The 15709-nt window shown below is 43.5% G+C and carries 15 protein-coding genes; 10 read left to right on the forward strand and 5 right to left on the reverse strand.

What is annotated here, in order from left to right; translation table 11 throughout:
• Positions 1–100: 100 nt before the first annotated feature.
• The 3 genes from IQR33_RS21790 to rsuA form a co-directional block, all read right to left on the reverse strand.
• Positions 101–763 carry a DUF2913 family protein gene (locus IQR33_RS21790; protein ID WP_005378053.1) on the reverse strand — a complete coding sequence of 221 codons (663 nt, stop codon included), beginning with the start codon at positions 761–763 and terminating at the stop codon, positions 101–103.
• On the reverse strand, positions 763–1965 hold the full coding sequence (locus tag IQR33_RS21795; RefSeq protein ID WP_017820848.1) for a Bcr/CflA family multidrug efflux MFS transporter: 1203 nt from the start codon (positions 1963–1965) through the stop codon (positions 763–765). Before IQR33_RS21795 ends, IQR33_RS21790 begins: the two co-directional genes overlap by 1 nt.
• A 436-nt stretch (positions 1966–2401) precedes the next feature.
• Positions 2402–3103, reverse strand: a complete 702-nt coding sequence (gene rsuA / locus IQR33_RS21800; protein ID WP_033905117.1) for a 16S rRNA pseudouridine(516) synthase RsuA — start codon at positions 3101–3103, stop codon at positions 2402–2404.
• A gap of 121 nt (positions 3104–3224) precedes the next feature.
• Between rsuA and IQR33_RS21805 the strand changes: the two genes are divergently transcribed.
• The 5 genes from IQR33_RS21805 to rplY all read left to right on the forward strand — a co-directional run bounded on the left by IQR33_RS21805 (position 3225) and on the right by rplY (position 8135).
• The gene (locus IQR33_RS21805; RefSeq protein WP_021707635.1) at positions 3225–4976 is read left to right on the forward strand and encodes a DEAD/DEAH box helicase; all 1752 of its coding nucleotides are present in this window, start codon (positions 3225–3227) and stop codon (positions 4974–4976) included.
• A 155-nt stretch (positions 4977–5131) separates the two neighbouring features.
• Complete coding sequence (locus IQR33_RS21810; protein WP_372008595.1) at positions 5132–5497, forward strand: PepSY domain-containing protein; 366 nt, start codon at positions 5132–5134, stop codon at positions 5495–5497.
• 76 nt (positions 5498–5573) lie between these two features.
• Positions 5574–6233, forward strand: a complete 660-nt coding sequence (locus tag IQR33_RS21815; RefSeq protein ID WP_005378073.1) for a response regulator transcription factor — start codon at positions 5574–5576, stop codon at positions 6231–6233.
• Positions 6223–7572 carry an ATP-binding protein gene (locus IQR33_RS21820; RefSeq protein ID WP_193837441.1) on the forward strand — a complete coding sequence of 450 codons (1350 nt, stop codon included), beginning with the start codon at positions 6223–6225 and terminating at the stop codon, positions 7570–7572. The genes IQR33_RS21815 and IQR33_RS21820 overlap by 11 nt, the downstream gene beginning before the upstream one ends.
• A gap of 284 nt (positions 7573–7856) precedes the next feature.
• Positions 7857–8135, forward strand: a complete 279-nt coding sequence (gene rplY / locus IQR33_RS21825) for a 50S ribosomal protein L25 (RefSeq protein WP_005378066.1) — start codon at positions 7857–7859, stop codon at positions 8133–8135.
• A 146-nt stretch (positions 8136–8281) separates the two neighbouring features.
• Here rplY and IQR33_RS21830 read toward each other — a convergent pair whose 3' ends face one another.
• On the reverse strand, positions 8282–8797 hold the full coding sequence (locus IQR33_RS21830) for a GNAT family N-acetyltransferase (protein ID WP_104975242.1): 516 nt from the start codon (positions 8795–8797) through the stop codon (positions 8282–8284).
• 751 nt (positions 8798–9548) lie between these two features.
• Between IQR33_RS21830 and ushA the strand changes: the two genes are divergently transcribed.
• Positions 9549–11237: a bifunctional UDP-sugar hydrolase/5'-nucleotidase UshA gene (gene ushA, locus IQR33_RS21835; RefSeq protein ID WP_017634888.1), complete on the forward strand. Its 1689-nt coding sequence runs from the start codon at positions 9549–9551 to the stop codon at positions 11235–11237.
• A 415-nt stretch (positions 11238–11652) separates the two neighbouring features.
• Positions 11653–11874: a hypothetical protein gene (locus tag IQR33_RS21840; RefSeq protein WP_005386686.1), complete on the forward strand. Its 222-nt coding sequence runs from the start codon at positions 11653–11655 to the stop codon at positions 11872–11874.
• 135 nt (positions 11875–12009) lie between these two features.
• On the opposite strand, the gene IQR33_RS21845 is transcribed toward IQR33_RS21840, so the two are convergent.
• Positions 12010–12258, reverse strand: coding sequence for a DUF1289 domain-containing protein (locus tag IQR33_RS21845; protein WP_193837442.1), 249 nt, complete (start codon positions 12256–12258; stop codon positions 12010–12012).
• A gap of 184 nt (positions 12259–12442) precedes the next feature.
• Between IQR33_RS21845 and IQR33_RS21850 the strand changes: the two genes are divergently transcribed.
• From IQR33_RS21850 to IQR33_RS21860, 3 genes are all read left to right on the forward strand, one after another.
• Entirely contained in the window at positions 12443–12889 is a 447-nt protein-coding gene (locus tag IQR33_RS21850; RefSeq protein ID WP_005378077.1) for an META domain-containing protein, read from the forward strand.
• A gap of 435 nt (positions 12890–13324) precedes the next feature.
• The gene (locus IQR33_RS21855) at positions 13325–14485 is read left to right on the forward strand and encodes an ABC transporter substrate-binding protein (protein WP_138939977.1); all 1161 of its coding nucleotides are present in this window, start codon (positions 13325–13327) and stop codon (positions 14483–14485) included.
• A gap of 9 nt (positions 14486–14494) precedes the next feature.
• Positions 14495–15709, forward strand: a 1215-nt coding sequence (locus tag IQR33_RS21860; protein ID WP_228014060.1) for an ABC transporter permease, incomplete at its 3' end; no start/stop codon positions are given.

Raw genomic sequence — 15709 nt, forward strand, 5'->3', positions numbered from 1 at the left:
CATATTTAAAGGCATGGTCAAAGCCATCGCGAAAGAAGCAAACCGTTTAGAAAACAAAAAGCCCCAATAACAGGGGCTTCTAAACACTCAAAATGTCACTTTAGTCAGCTTTGAACGAGAGTGGAATTTCGGCTAACTGGTTGCCTTCGTTTGCTGGAAAAATAAGGTACTCGCCATGGTATTTCACCATCGATTTGTAGTCTGTTACCTTATGTACCATAAAGCCCGCTTGCGCTGCTTTCTCAACAAACTCAGCATGATTGCCACGTACAAACCAACTCATTGGCTTTACGAGCAACTCGCCATCAAAACAGCTTTCGCATTGGTCTGCACATAACGCTAAAGAGTTTTGACCTTCAGTGAAGATTTGTACTTTGCCGCACCCAATCAGTTGCTCAGATGTTGAGACTTCCCAGCCTGCTTGCTCCATCAAATCAAGAAAAGACTCAATATCGGAATCTTTGAACACTTTGGAGTCTTCACCTTCAGGGAAGAATTGCGCATAAAAAGCAGAAATACGTTTAAAGATAAACAACAAACCAGCATCGTTCCCCTTTGAGCGACCTGCTTTTTGCCAACGCGTTAAGTCATCGCCTACCGTACGTCCGAAACGTTGTGATTTTAGCGCCTTTGTTACCCAACGCACTAAATAATGGTTATTCGCAACAGGGGCATTGGCTAACTTACCTGAGCGATGCTCTTGATCTAACTCTTCAAGTGCTGAGTTAACCAAGTTTTGAATTTCTTTGGTGTAATTCGACATTACGCCTTTCTTCCTAAAGTCCAATAAAACAGTGCTGAAAGCACAGAACAAGCAAACATCACGATGATCATCGGCCAAGCAACATTCCCGGGCAGTGATGCCACCAGCGCACCAACCAATGAACCGATACCGAATCTTAATGTCCCCGCTAGAGACGACGCCGTACCCGCCATTGATGGGTAACCACTTAAAAGCAGCGCCATCGCGTTACTACCTATCGTCGACAATGTACCGATAAACAGCACAACAAAAGGTACAATGCCCCATAATCCGAAGTCCATTAACCAACTTACGAATAAACCAATCCCCGCCAAAAGTTGCACGAACAACCCAAAACGAAGCATGGCATGGGAACCAACTTTCTTCACCAAGCGACCATTAATACTGGTCATGATGATCATCGCCACAATGTTCAAACCAAATAGGTAACCAAAGTGGTCTGGTCGAACACCATATAAATCAATATAAACAAACGAACCCGCCGTCAAAAATGCAAACATTCCGGAAAATGAAAACGCACCTGAGAGCATCAAACCGATCGCTTCAGGATTGGAGCATAATCTGGCGTAGTTTCTCAGCGTCGTGCGGAAACGAAGAGGCTGACGATTTTCAGGCTGTAACGTTTCAGGGATTTTCCAAAGTACGAGAAAAATCACAACTACAGCGAAAATAGCTAGTACCCAAAAAATGGAACGCCAACCAAACCAAATCGCGAGATGGCCACCGATCATCGGTGCCACCAACGGCGCAATAGTAATGACCAGAGTAACGAAGGACATTGCGCGTGCAAAGTCTTCACGGTCAAACATGTCACGCACGACAGCTTGGATAATGACCGCCGCTGCCGCGCCAGCAAAACCTTGTGCCGTACGTACATAGGTCAGCGCATCAATGCCATTTGTTGTCGCACTCACAACAGCAGCCAAGCCGAAGAAAAGTACGCCTAAAATCAACACAGGTCTGCGACCAAAGCTATCGGCAAGCGGCCCGTGAATTAACTGGCCGATCGCAAAACCCGCGGTATAAGCCGTCAACGTAATCTGAACCGCGCCAGGCGCGACCCCCAAATCTTTCGCAATTGTCGGCATCGCAGGCAAATACATATCGATCGCCAAAGGCGTCAAAGCACCAATCGCTCCTAGTACCAGAAACAATAGAAAACTGATTTGGGATTGCGGAGCACTTTGAGCTTTTTCTGTCATTCTTTTACCTCTTGTTGGAGCCCTACCGTCAATACTTGCAGAACAAAGTGAAAATAACGGAAGTTCTCATATCGCTGAATGTAGAAGCCAAAAACCTGTTCTATCCAACGTTCGAGAATCATAAGGGCAAATATGTACCAAGGTGTGACCTTGACGAACTCGACATAGAAAAGCATGTGAAAGCGAAATGTGTTTATGGGAAACAAACACAATGCAGTAAAAATGATGGCGTTGACACCATCATTCCATTCACCGTAGCCGAAGGCTTTGCAATAAGAGTATGCATGCATCAGCTAAATGCAAAGGCATATCACTGAGATGAGTAAGCACACCGGAATTGTCTAGGCACTAATTTTGGTAGGAAAATTTATTTTGAGCCAATTCCTACCAAAAGACTAGTTCCTATTAGGAACTAAAGAATTTCCCATGCTGACAATTAATTCCAAATAGAATCAATTTCTTCTTGCGTGAGGTAGCGATAATCACCTGGTTCTAGTGCCTCATCAAGTTCGATAGAACCAATACGCTCACGATGTAAGTACTCAACTTTATTTCCTAACGCCGCGAACATACGTTTCACTTGGTGATACTTACCTTCCACGATAGTTAACAATACTTCATTCTCGGCCTCGTTCACGATTTCCAAACGAGCGGGCAATGTTGCTTCTGATTCATTGCGCAAAATGATGCCTTGTTCGAGCTTTTCCGCGTAATCTGGCTGAATAGCATCGACGAGCCAAACACGGTACGTTTTCTCACACTTATGCTTAGGTGAGGTAATACGGTGAGACCACTTACCATCATCCGTAATCAACACTAAACCAGTTGTGTCGACATCTAATCGGCCCGCAAAGTGAAGGTTTTCAATTTTAGGCTCATCAAGCAATGCGAATGCAGTTTGGTTGTAGCCATCTTCATGTGAACAAACAAAGTCAGCAGGCTTATACAACATAATGTAACGAGGACCAGGAGCACCAATAACACGGTCTTCCCACATCACTTCCGCACCTTCAGGTACTTTAAATGCACCACTTTTTTGAACCTCACCGTCTACGGTGATGTCTCCACTTTTGATGATCTTTGTTGCCTGTTTGCGTGTTGCACCCAGAGCGTCACACAAATATTTATCTAAACGCATGAATACCTCATTGAATTATACCCAAGTGATCTCTAAATCTTGGTTTAAAGGTCACTTGGGTATAAAAGTCAGGTATTATAGCGTTCCTCGTTCGAATAGTTGAGCAATTTCACATATTTTCATGTACACACTTCGTCCTTATCAAGCCGACTCGGTTAAAGCCGTTATTCATTACTTTCGTAAACACTCGACACCAGCAGTGATCGTGCTGCCAACCGGTGCAGGAAAAAGCTTGGTGATCGCAGAACTTGCTCGCCTTGCGAAAGGACGAGTGTTAGTCCTCGCCCACGTAAAAGAACTGGTCGAGCAAAACCACGCAAAGTATGAAGGTTATGGTTTAAAAGGTTCCATCTTCTCAGCAGGATTGGGACGAAAAGAAACTGACCAGCAAGTCGTGTTTGCTTCGGTTCAATCGGTCGTACGTAACTTAGATTCGTTCAAAAACCAGTTTTCTCTGCTCGTTATTGATGAGTGCCATCGTGTGCCAGATGACAAAAACAGCAGCTACCAAAAAGTTATTACTCACTTACGAGAACTGAACCCTGGCATTAAGGTGCTAGGACTAACTGCAACGCCCTATCGTTTAGGAATGGGCTGGATTTATCAGTATCACACCCGAGGTCAAGTGCGAACCGAAGAGCCTCGATTCTTCCGCGATTGTATTTTCGAACTGCCGATCCGTTACTTGCTCGACGAAAACTTCCTCACTCCAGCCCGCATGATGGATGCGCCCGTTTTGTCTTACGACTTCTCTCAGCTGAAGCCCGCTAACACCGGACGCTACAAAGAAGCAGAAATGGACATGGTGATCGATAAAGCCAAACGTGCGACTCCACAAATTGTTGAGCAAATCATGCAATATGCGAAAGAACGTCAAGGTGTCATGATCTTCGCTGCAACTGTTCGACACGCACAGGAGATACACAGTTTATTGCCAGAAGGCGAAACTGAAATCGTCATTGGTGATACACCTACGCCGGAGCGCGATGCGATCATCCAAGCGTTCAAGAATCGTCAAATAAAATACTTGGTCAATGTTTCGGTACTGACAACCGGGTTTGATGCGCCGCATGTCGATTTAATCGCGATTTTGCGACCAACAGAGTCAGTCAGTCTGTACCAACAGATAGTAGGACGAGGATTACGCTTATCAGACGGAAAATCAGAATGTTTAGTGCTTGATTACGCAGGCAACAGCTACGATTTATACCAACCTGAAGTCGGTGATCCCAAACCAGACTCTGACAGTGAAATTATCACGATTCCTTGCCCGGCTTGCGGATTCAATAACAACTTCTGGGGTAAGTTGGATAGTAACGGTTTCTTGGTTGAACATTTTGGCAGACGTTGCCAAGGTTACTTTGAAGATGAAGACACAGGCGAACGTGAACACTGTGGCTACCGTTTTCGTGCCAAATACTGCGGTGAATGTGGTGCGGACAACGATATCGCTGCACGAATTTGTCATGAGTGTGATGCGACGCTCGTTGACCCAGATAAAAAGCTAAAAGAAGCCCTTAATCTCAAAGATGCATTAATCTTTGAATGCACAGAAATGGACCTATCTGTATTTAAGTCCAGTGATGGTAAATCTCAGCTAAAGGTGACGTATTCTGGTGAACCATACCAAGGCGAAGGCAATGCGTTAGTTCATGAGTTTTGGTCATTGAGTACCAAAAAACAAAAACAAACGTTTAAAGATCAGTTCGTACGCCCCCACTTAGCAGACAAGCATCGCCCTTTTGAAGAGGCTTCACCGACACGTGTTGTTGCCAATCAACATCGTTTCCGTTTACCTCAGTTTGTTATTGCTAGAAAATCTGGTCGCTTTTGGAAGCTGCGAGATAAAATTTTTGAAGATGAGTTGAAATAACATCGACAACACATGGCAAAACTTAATTAGCTGATTCACTCTCTGTTCATCTATATCCGATATACTGCGGCTAACGCTCCAGAAAAGGTTTGACTATGTATAAAGCAACGACTTCTCTACATTCTGCGTTACTTTTCGGCCTTATCACGACATTCATGTGTGCACCAAGTTTTGCCAAGCATGGCAACGAGTACACATCACAAAATGGCCACGCCATCGTGCAAGATGTCGAAAAGCCAGGAACACGCATCGAATTCGATGAAGATCAAGATGAGGTCTATCGCGCGGTTCAACAAGGATATATACGACCATTTTCGGAACTTTACGCCGCAGTAGAAAACGACCTATACGGCCGCATCATCAAGGTCGAGCTTGAAGAAGATGATGATGCTTGGGTGTATGAATTGAAAATTCTGTACAACAATAGCGTCCTGAAAGTTGAGTACGACGCCGCCACGCTGGAAATGCTTGAGATCAAAGGTCGCAGCTTTAACAAAGCGTTAAAGCCGCAAAACAACTAAACTTGTCTAATGCGTAATCCAGACGCGATGCGTAGCTTACTTCGATAAAAATCCAAACATAATAAGAATCATCAATATGAAAATACTTGTTGTTGAAGATGATCCTCGTTTAGGCGAGCAAATCATCGAAACATTAGAAAGTACCGGCTGGGTACCAGAATTGTCCCAAGATGGCATAGACGCTCTGTATCGCGCGACTTCGGAAGAATGGGACGCCATTGTTCTTGACCTCGGCTTGCCAAAACTGGATGGTCTTACCGTCCTAAAAGGCATCCGAGATGAAAACATTAATACTCCTGTCGTGATTTTAAGCGCTCGCGACACCCTAACGCAGCGAGTTGAAGGCTTAAACGCAGGTGCAGACGATTACCTAACTAAACCATTTGAAATGGTTGAGCTTATCGCTCGTATTCGTGCACAGCTGCGAAGAGCCTCTGGTAATGCCTCTCCTGTGATGCAAATTGGCGACTTGAGCTTGGATACACGCACTTCTAAAGTCATGTGGCAAGGTCAAGCGGTAAGCTTGACGGCGCTAGAATATAAAGTGGTCGCTTACTTTATGCATAACCCGGAAAAAGTGATTTCTCGAACCGAACTCGTCGAGCACATTTACAAACAAGACTTTGATCGTGACTCCAACACAATCGAAGTTTTTATCGGCCGAATTCGCAAAAAAATCGCACCAAAGATCATCAAAACTGTCCGAGGGTTGGGATACCAATTAAATGCCGAATAGAAACAGGCTACCGTTGAACGCAATAAAACGACTGAGTATCAAAAGTCGCCTCGTTTTAGCGGCGATCGTTTGGTTAACGGCAATGATCCTCGCCGCTGGTGTGACGATACCGACGCAGGTCTACAACTATATGGTTGATGACACTCGCTCACAGCTCAGCATTTTTATGGATGAAGTCGCAGCACAGTTAGAAGTCGATAACACCGGGCATCTTTCACTCTCAGCTCAGCTATCAGACCCTCGATTTAACCGACCTTACAGTGGTTTGTATTGGAGTGCCTCTACAGAGGCAAGCCTCGAACGTTCTCGTTCGTTGTGGGACAAAAAAATCGAATACAAAGGTTTGGATAAAGATGCGTATGGAGCAAGAGGCGAAAAACTAATTACGCTAGAAAAAGCGCTGTATCTTCCTGATTACGATGGTTCTATTCACATTATTATTGGTATTGACGAAGAGCCCATTAAAAATACCCTTCAGACGTTAATCGGCCAACTTTGGCTTATTTTGGGTTTATTATTCGCGGGCGTACTTACGGTCATTTTACTGCAAATTGCTTGGTCATTGAGTCCGCTTACAAAGCTACAAAAAGAATTAGCCGAGCTGAAGTCTGGTAATAAAAAGAGTCTAGAAGAAACCTACCCAAAAGAGATTTCTCCTCTAATCTTCGACCTCAACGCTCTGCTGTTCCATTACCAAGAATTACTAGAGAGAGCTCGCAATCATGCAGGTAACCTATCTCATGCACTTAAAACGCCACTTTCTGTTCTAAAAAATGAAGTTCAGACGTTAGAACCTGAGGCACAATCCCGTCTCCGAGCTCCAATCAATCAAATACAAGACCATATCGATTACCATTTGGGTCGTGCCCGTATGGCCGGATCGATGAACATATTATCAGTGAAGTCGAACCCAGCAGATCGTGTGGATGCTATCTCAATGGCGTTTGATAAAGTGTATGCGAGCCGAAGCATTACCTTAATTAATGAACTTGATTCAGAGCTGAATGTAGCAGTAGAGCAGACCGATCTCGATGAAATGCTAGGTAACTTGCTAGAAAATGGCTATAAGTGGGCCAACAGCATGATTCGTGTGCACTCCTCTCAGGATAAGGAAAATATACACATCATTATTGAAGATGATGGGCCAGGTATCCCTAAAGAGAAACTGAGTCAAGTAATCAAGAGAGGAGTTAGATTGGATGAAACAACCCCTGGCTCAGGTCTTGGTCTAAACATAGTCAGTGAAATGGCACACAGTTACCGAGGTCAATTAACATTGGATACAAGCGCTTTAGGTGGATTAAAAGCATCTTTAGTCTTACATCTCAGCCGAACATAAAGCATATAACACATAAACTTTGTTCTTCGGACCATGATTAGTAAACCGATGAAAATGAAGTCGATGTGAACAAAATCCAAGCAAAGCGTTAAAAGGGATAGGCTTCCACCCCGCTAAATCATACCTTTTTGTTGATTTGGATACGATTTGGGTTGCCCATTTATAAGTGGAATGATAGTATCCGCGCTCGCTTGAACAGTTCCTGTTTCAAGCTTTACCACGAACAACAAGGTCGCATTGTTGATTGTGAACATTTGATTTTTACTAATTTGAGAGTAAATACTATGAAATTCGAAGCAGTAGTACGTACTGAACTAGGTAAAGGTGCGAGCCGCCGCCTACGTCACGCTGGCAAATTCCCTGCAGTTGTATACGGCGGTGAAGAAGCAGCAGTAGCTATCGTTCTTAACCACGACGACATCGTAAACCAAATGGACAAGCCTGAATTCTACGAAGGCATCGTTCTAGTTATCGATGGCAAAGAAGTTAAAGTTAAGCCACAAGACGTTCAACGTCACGCGTTCAAGCCAAAAGTTGAACACATGGACTTCATCCGCATCTAATTCCCTACCAAGGAATTAATCGGATTAAATCCAAACCTTTTGCATAAAAGATAATCGGACTTACCAACCGAGACATCTAAAAATTTCAAAACCCCGGAGTCTTACCACCTTCGGGGTTTTACTATATTTGGCATATAACATTTGATTTATGAACGGGCAATATACTTCACTAAAGTGAGATCGGTCAGCGTCATACTCTCAATCACTTCCGACTCTTCATCTCCAGTACACACAAAACCACACTTCTTGTAAAAGTTAAGCCCCTGTTGATTAGTATCCAGTGCTTTCAAACTGATCTGCATAACTGACGTAGAGAGCAAACGTGTCTCTAACTCATCTAACAGTGCACTTCCTGCTCCTTGCCCATAATGTAGCGGCGTAACGTAGCAACATGTCACTAATGCCGTTTTATCTTCGCTGGTGTGGTTAGGTAACTCGTAACTTAAAAAGCCAACAATTTCTCCTTGCCTCTCAACTACGATCAATTGGGCCAGTTGCTCCGTCATCACTCGCGCCCACATCCTTTCTCGACGCTCAATCGTAAACTGCTCTATGTAGCTCTTTGGCATTAATCCTTTATACGCCACCTGCCAAGAATCAACGTGTATCTTGGCGATTTGGGCTGCTTCCTTTTTGAGTGCGTCCCTTACTGTGTATCTCATAAGCATCCTTTATTAGCGTTCACCACTTACAAATTCTTTTAACCCTACCCTTTAAACCAAAGCTCAAAGATAACAGCTACAGTCGCAACGCTTTACATTAATCCATTTCATTTTCATTAATTAAATGATAGTTCACATCATAATATTCGAAGAAGAACGATCCATTATTTACTTTTCATTTTGACTCATTAGGTTGAATCTATTTGTTTAAACACTCGAGTGTCAAATGCGGAATAAGCACGATAAGGTATCGGATGAGGATAAATAAACGATGCCTAAAGCATAAGGTTTCTAAACGATCGCAATTATAGTAAAGAGATAAATACAATTTTTGATAGAGTTAGGCAGAATAAAGCCATAATCAAATGAGTTTCAATTCTGTGCTGTTCATTATGCATACAAACCGAGCCCCTCATCATTAGAGCGAAAATTTATAACGATTTGTGTCATACCTATTAGGGAAAACATAAACTTGGCAAAATTATCACCAAAATCAGCGTAATACTTCGCAAAAATGCGCATTGATTCACATAAACAACACACATTCAATTAACTACCTCACAAAAAATAGAGCTAGCTATATAAAATAAATACTAAATACCAATTCTGTTTATTTATAGACGTAGTTTGCAGGCTTATTAATTCATTTCTCCGATAGAAGTATAAATAAGAGATAGATCACTAAAGTTTCACATTAATTCCGTATATTTCACGCCGTAACAATAACAAAATCACAAAGAAAGGATCCCTTATGAAGTTTTCCAAATCTCTTTTGGTAGTGGCAGTGGGCGCTGCGCTAGCAGGATGCGGCTCAGACAGCGACAATTCTCCAGTAACCTGCGAGACTGCAGATTCTTGTACTAAGTTCACCGTTCTCCACACTAACGATAACCATGGTCGCTTTTGGCATAACAGCGACGGCGAATACGGCATGGCTGCGCGTCACACTTTAATCGAATCTATCCGCGCAGAAGTCGAAGCAAAAGGCGGTGAAACCATTCTGCTATCTGGCGGTGATATTAATACCGGTGTACCAGAATCAGACATGCAAGATGCGGTTCCAGACTTCGTAGGGATGAACCTACTTGGTTACGATGCAATGGCTGTCGGTAACCACGAATTTGATAACTCACTAGATATTCTCGATATGCAAGCCGAGCTAGCTGACTTCCCTATGCTGGCTGCGAATATCTATAAAAAAGATACAAACGAGCGTTACTTCGACCCTTACAAAGTATTTACTATCAACGGCCTTAAGATCGCTGTTATTGGTCTAACAACGCAAGACACTGCGAAGCTAGTCAATCCAGACAACGTATCAAACATCCACTTCGAAGACCCTCAAGTAGAAATCAAAAAGGTACTGAAGGAAATCGAAGAGAACGAAAAGGTAGACCTAGTATTTGCAACGACGCACATGGGTCACTACGAAGATGGTAAAAACGGTAGTGAAGCACCAGGTGACGTTAAACTCGCTCGCTCTCTTGAAGAAGGACAGCTAAACGCTATCATCGGTGGTCACTCACAAAACCCTGTATGTATGGAACCAGGTACCAATGAGTATGCTGATTTCAAACCTGGGGATGATTGTGCCCCAGACCAACAAAAAGGCACTTGGATTATGCAAGCGCATGAGTGGGGTAAATATGTGGGTCGTGCAGACTTCGAATACTACGACGGCAAGCTTCACTTAGCGAATTACGCACTGATTCCTGTAAACCTTCTAGACGAAAACGATGAAGTTATCGGTGAACGAATTCAACAAGATGCAACGGTAAAAGCGTTACTACTGCCATACCAACAACAAGGTCAAGAGTTATTAGATGAGAAGATTTCTAATACGACGGGTAAGTTAGAAGGTGATCGTAACGTAGTTCGCTCTCAACAAACTAACCTAGGTCACCTACTCGGCGAGGCATACCGTACTTACAAAACGGTAAATGCTGACTTTGGTGTGATGAACTCTGGCGGCGTGCGTGATTCAATCCAAGATGGTGATATCACTTACCGTGACGTACTAACGGTTCAGCCATTTGGTAACTTCGTGACTAAAGCAACTATGACAGGTAAAGAAGTTAAAGAATACTTAGATGTGGTTGCGACGAAATCTGCAGGCTCTGGTGCTTACGCTCAACTAGATAACATCACTTTAGATGTAAATTGTGATGCTGGCTCAGTAACCATTACCGATATTAACAATAAAGGCTTCGATCTAGACGCAACGTACACATTCTCTGTAATCAGCTTCAGTGCTGCTGGTGGCGATAACTATCCAATCATCGATGTTCAATCTACACAGCTAACCGATGCATACGTTTTGCGCGAGTTCTTCGTAAACAACCCACAAATCTCTGCGGATAACTACAACAAGAACTTAGAGAACATCAAGTACTTCAGTAATGGCCAACCAGTAAAAGGCTGTCCTGCATCTGGTAGCTAATACTCAACACCTTACCCCTGGCACTAAGAGCTTTTACAAGCAATTTCGTCAGGGCTTTCCTCAAAACCGAAGCTTTGTGCTTCGGTTTTTTATTTTCGATAAATTACTGAAAACTCTCCACCTTCACAATATGTTCAAAAATTGTTCATTTGTGTTATTGACGCCCCTGTGTTGGGCTTCTATGTTTGATAAGGTCTTTTAAATATGCAGGTTCATCGGCTAAATTTCGCGAAACATTTTTAATCGCATAGTCAATGATTCTGAGAAAGATGTGAATGGCGTTACAAACACTGCTCTCAAACAATTTGTCTTTGGACTTCAAACGATGGTGATGTGCCTCCACGCGCACACTAATGAGCAGCGATCTGGACGTCAATGTGTTCAAACTGCTGCCATCGAGTTCTGGAGGTCAAAAATGAAACGAGCCAGCAATAGCTACAGACTCCAAATGATCAAAGAAGTAGTTACCCGTAGAGAGCGTGAAGCTTGTACGGATCCTATGGCGAGATACATTCATCAACTCATGGATGAACGCCCAACAAGTAAATTAGATGTTGAATTCAATCATCGATTTTCAGGAAATCACTTCGACGAACAAGCGGGAGGCTGGGTTAGCGACCGTTGGTCGATGAAATAACGCCAATTACCGCTTTATAGGGAAAATGGATAGGAGATTCCCGGTTCTTAAAGGACACCTTGCCGGACCGGGAATATGTAAAAGCCTAATCAGAACCGAAAGCGAAGGCGTAACCCCACAGACTGAACAAGAGTTCTAGAATAAGTCTTGTTGAGGCGATGACTCATCTTGAAGCTGTTCTGGCTTCGTCTTCCCTGCCAACATCTTTCTTCTGTACCTTTGACGACACAACTTAATAACGTGCAACTGCTGAGCGGGGGTTAAGTTAAGCCAATTAAACCTTTCCTCTCTCTTTCTCATACACCCCTTGCAATACCCTTTTTCATCGGAGGTACATACTCCAATACAAGGGCTTGGGACAGTAAAAAACTCCAGTTGCTCCATACTAAAACCGCTCTTTCCATATTAGGGCGTATTGGCCTAGTTTAAATAATGAGAAGATTAGTCAGCAACAAAACTTGCTATATACTTCGTTATGTCAAAAACATACGAAACCATAACCTTATGCTGACAAAAACAGTGTTTTATTACTTATACTTACCGCGTTTATAAAAACGGAGTCTATAAAATGAAGCTTAGCCTAAAAACGTTAGTTACAGCAATCTCTCTCCCTGTTCTTATGACTGCTTGTGCTAGCAACGGTGATGATGTGAAAGAAATAACGGCTCAAGATTTGCAGCACCACAACTGGGAACTTGTTCAAGTTGATGGCAAAAATATCGTTCTAGACGAACACCAAAAAGCGGCTCGCCTAGAAATTGGTGAAAATCTAACCGCAAACGGCAACGCAGGTTGCAACAACTTCTTCGGTCAAGCCGAGCTGAAAAACAACCAACTACGCATCGAAAAAATGGGCATGACCATGAAGATGTGTATGGAAGATCAAATGAAGATCGAAAACGCAATGACACAAACACTATCTAACTGGAGCGATATCACGCTAACTAAAGATGGTCTTGTTCTGAAAAGTGCCGATCACGAATTGACGTTTACACTACGTGACTGGGTAAACTAATCCCAACTAAGTAAACCAGATAGTATCTTAAAGCAGCCAAACGGCTGCTTTTTTTATATCGATGAATCGTTAGTCATGCATGCTAAAGTCATTTAAATGGCCAACTTTCTTTCTCTTTTCGCCCTCAATTCCATGCTTTAGACATCAATTTTGCTCTGTAAAACAACCTATTCATATCTCTGGGGACAATAATTTTCAATTACTTGAAAGAATATCCTCAAACAAACGGTCCGCTCCTAAAATGACACCAAATTTGTCCTTTCTTCGTTTTGCTTCACATTGAGAGTAATTCTTTGAATCAATGAGTGATTCCGTTTGGGATTGGCATTGATAATAGAGAGAGATGAATTACTATCCTTGTAACAGAGCGGAACGACTTGCGAAAACGTCAATAGAAACGAAAGCAAGAACCAAAAGACATAACACGGAATAGATATGAAAAAGCTACTCAGCAGCATTGGCATTTTAGCCACGACTTTTGCGACACCTTCTTTTGCCGATTCATCAGTGAATAGCGAATGGCAAAAAATCGAACATCAAGCCGACGGGCAATCCGTCTACTTTCATGCTTGGGGCGGAAGCCAAGAAATTAATCGCTACATACAGTGGGCGAGTAGAGAGCTAAAATCACGTTATAACGTGACGCTAAACCACGTTAAAGTAACTGATATTTCTGAGACCACTACTCGACTTATCGCAGAAAAAGCGGCAGGCAAAAACAGCGGTGGCAGTGTTGATATGGTTTGGATCAATGGCGAAAACTTCAAATCAATGAAGGATAACCAATTGCTATTTGGTCCTTTTGTCGAAGGTTTGCCAAGCTGGCAATATGTGGATAAATCTCTACCAATTGATGTGGACTTCTCCGAGCCAACAGAAGGTCTAGAAGCACCTTGGGGAGTAGGACAATTAGTGTTTATCCATGACGAGCAAACCCTCCATAACCCTCCAAAATCATTCGCAGAAATGCTGAGCTATGCAAAAGCGTTCCCGAATCGCCTGACTTACCCTCGACCACCAGAGTTTCATGGCACAAGCTTTATCAAAGCATTACTCATTGAACTGTCTAACAACGCCCCTGAGCTGCAACAACCAGTTACCGATGACACGTTTGAGCAAGTCACTCAACCGCTGTGGTCTTATCTAGATGAGTTCCATAAAGTCGCTTGGCGCGGTGGTAAGCAGTTTCCAGGCGGTACAGCAGAAACCCTTCAGCTACTAGATGATGGTCAGACTGACCTGGCGATTACCTTTAACCCGAACGCGGTTTTCTCTGCGCAGTCGAGCGGTAATCTTGCAGAGAGCACCAAAGCGTACGCAATGGACGCAGGAGCACTCTCAAATATCCACTTTTTAGCGATTCCTTGGAACGCAAATGCCAGTGCTGGTGCACAAGTTGCGATAAACTTTTTATTGAGCCCTGAAGCACAGTCTCGCAAAGGTAACCTAAACATCTGGGGCGACCCTTCGGTACTAAGCAACCAATACCTAACTGGTTCAGCCAAAAACACTCAACAATTCAAATCTATAGCTGAGCCACATCCAAGTTGGCAAGCGGCGTTAGAAAAAGAATGGTTGAAACGCTACGGGAATTAGTAAGAATCCATGTTAAGAGCGCTGTATTTAGTCATTATCGCAGTTTGTATTTTGCCTACCATTCCGGGACTACTTGGAGTAGTGGTCTCTGCGCTCGGTTATGTACCTCCTATCGGTCTACACCACTTTTCTTTTGATGGCTTCAATGCCGTCTTTGATTGGGAAGGTGTTTGGACATCCATCGGGCTTACTTTCTACTCCGCCATTTTCAGTAGCTACTTGGCTTGCTTCATCGCATTTGCAATTCTACAAGCCTCTTGGGGCGGTAAGTTTTGGCGAAAAATTGAAGTTAGCCTTTCCCCACTTCTCGCGATGCCGCACGTCGCGTTTGCGATTGGCTTTGCGTTCTTGTTTGCCCCAACTGGTATGGGCGTTAGGGTTCTCAACCAACTGTTTGGTTACGACCCGAATGCACAAACGGTGAATGACTTAGCATTGCTGATTAAAGATCCGCACGCACTCGGTTTGATCATCATGCTTGCGATTAAAGAAGTGCCGTTTTTATTGTTGATGAGTATTCCAATTCTTCAGCAATTGAAAGTCGATAAGATTGAAAAAGTCAGTCATTCGATGGGCTACAGTTCGGCGCAAGCGTGGTGGAAATGCGTGTTCCCACAGTGGATAGCAAAACTGCGCTTTCCAATGCTGGCGGTATTGGCTTACAGTTTGTCCGTTGTCGATGTCGCCCTGATTATTGGCCCCACCAACCCGCCGACGTTTGCGGTTTTGGTATGGCAATGGTTTAACGATCCAGATTTATCGCTCCTACCAAGAGCGGCCGCTGGCGCAGTAATACTGTTTGCGATCGCAAGCCTTTTGATTGGATTTGCACGCTTAATGGAATGGTGTATTACCAAAGGCTTCAAACGCTGGCAGTACTCTGGTCGAAACGGGTTTCGTTTACCCGGTAAAACCCTATTTTCACTGATTGCTCTACTTGCACTTCTAATGATTCCACTCATGGTGCTGTGGAGCTTTGCCCAACGTTGGCGCTTTCCAGATTTGCTCCCAAGCCGTTACAGCCTGCGTTTTTGGGAATACGAATGGCACAGTATTCTAGGGACTCTAGAACAAAGTATGTCAATCGCCCTGATCAGCGCGACTGTCGCGCTAGTTCTTGCTTTAATAGCACATGAGTATCGTCTCCGTTATCGCTGGCAGGTGCCCGGTTACATCATCGCCATCCCGATGCTGATTCCTCAGCTATCCGTGCTATTCGGTATG

The organism is Vibrio sp. OPT46 (assembly GCF_015163535.1).
In the GTDB taxonomy this organism is placed as follows: domain Bacteria; phylum Pseudomonadota; class Gammaproteobacteria; order Enterobacterales; family Vibrionaceae; genus Vibrio; species Vibrio alginolyticus.

Bases quoted from the DNA above. Each gene is read 5' to 3' on its own strand.
- IQR33_RS21790 (WP_005378053.1), bottom strand. From the start codon at position 763: ATGTCGAATTACACCAAAGAAATTCAAAACTTGGTTAACTCAGCACTT.
- IQR33_RS21795 (WP_017820848.1), bottom strand. From the start codon at position 1,965: ATGACAGAAAAAGCTCAAAGTGCTCCGCAATCCCAAATCAGTTTTCTA.
- rsuA (WP_033905117.1), bottom strand. From the start codon at position 3,103: ATGCGTTTAGATAAATATTTGTGTGACGCTCTGGGTGCAACACGCAAA.
- IQR33_RS21805 (WP_021707635.1), top strand. From the start codon at position 3,225: ATGTACACACTTCGTCCTTATCAAGCCGACTCGGTTAAAGCCGTTATT.
- IQR33_RS21810 (WP_372008595.1), top strand. From the start codon at position 5,132: ATGTGTGCACCAAGTTTTGCCAAGCATGGCAACGAGTACACATCACAA.
- IQR33_RS21815 (WP_005378073.1), top strand. From the start codon at position 5,574: ATGAAAATACTTGTTGTTGAAGATGATCCTCGTTTAGGCGAGCAAATC.
- IQR33_RS21820 (WP_193837441.1), top strand. From the start codon at position 6,223: ATGCCGAATAGAAACAGGCTACCGTTGAACGCAATAAAACGACTGAGT.
- rplY (WP_005378066.1), top strand. From the start codon at position 7,857: ATGAAATTCGAAGCAGTAGTACGTACTGAACTAGGTAAAGGTGCGAGC.
- IQR33_RS21830 (WP_104975242.1), bottom strand. From the start codon at position 8,797: ATGAGATACACAGTAAGGGACGCACTCAAAAAGGAAGCAGCCCAAATC.
- ushA (WP_017634888.1), top strand. From the start codon at position 9,549: ATGAAGTTTTCCAAATCTCTTTTGGTAGTGGCAGTGGGCGCTGCGCTA.
- IQR33_RS21840 (WP_005386686.1), top strand. From the start codon at position 11,653: ATGAAACGAGCCAGCAATAGCTACAGACTCCAAATGATCAAAGAAGTA.
- IQR33_RS21845 (WP_193837442.1), bottom strand. From the start codon at position 12,258: ATGGAGCAACTGGAGTTTTTTACTGTCCCAAGCCCTTGTATTGGAGTA.
- IQR33_RS21850 (WP_005378077.1), top strand. From the start codon at position 12,443: ATGAAGCTTAGCCTAAAAACGTTAGTTACAGCAATCTCTCTCCCTGTT.
- IQR33_RS21855 (WP_138939977.1), top strand. From the start codon at position 13,325: ATGAAAAAGCTACTCAGCAGCATTGGCATTTTAGCCACGACTTTTGCG.